Source organism: Arthrobacter sp. B0427-1-12 (assembly GCF_059092905.1).
This window is the reverse complement of record NZ_JBNHIC010000195.1, coordinates 1-563: the sequence shown is the minus strand read 5'-3', so window position 1 is coordinate 563 and position 563 is coordinate 1. Positions and strand designations below refer to the sequence as shown.

The 563-nt window shown below is 69.1% G+C and carries 1 protein-coding gene; it reads right to left on the bottom strand.

Annotation, left to right across the window (positions count from 1 at the left end; translation table 11 throughout):
• The coding region (locus AC5RWU_RS24520) for a transposase (protein WP_493986771.1) at positions 1 to 563 on the bottom strand (563 nt) is incomplete at both ends.

Below are 563 nucleotides of genomic sequence, written 5' to 3'. Positions count from 1 at the left end.
ACGCAGTGCTTCCATGCCGCCGTCCCCGCCTGCTTTGCGGCGGGCGAGAAGCTCTCGCGCGCCCGGGTGGCAGCGGGCCTGGGTGAGCGCGATCCGGTGCAGCGCCGCGTTCAGCTGTCTGTTCCCGGTACGGGAGAGCCGGTGCCGGGCCTTGTTCGACGACCATACCGGCAGCGGGGCAGTGCCGTTATGGCGTGCGTAGGCGTCCTTCGAGCGGAACCGCGTGATGCCTGCGGTCTCTCCCAGGATTTTCGCCGCCGTCAGGGACCCGCAACCGACGATCGCCAGCAGCGCCGGAGCGATGACGGTGATCCGGCGGCTGAGTTCGGCAGTGAGTTCATCGATCTCCTCGGTGAGGCGGTGCAGATGGGTGAGGAGCCGTTGAGCGAGGTCGGCGACGATCCCGGAGAGGCCGTCCAGGTGGGATTTGATGCGTGCGAACGCGCTGTCCCGATCAAGGTTGGCCGGGGCCGCCCAGGCAGGATCGAGCTCGTGCAGGTGCCAGCGGAGCCGGCTGATGACGCGGGTGCGTTCGGCGACGAGGTCCTCGCGGTGGTCGACCA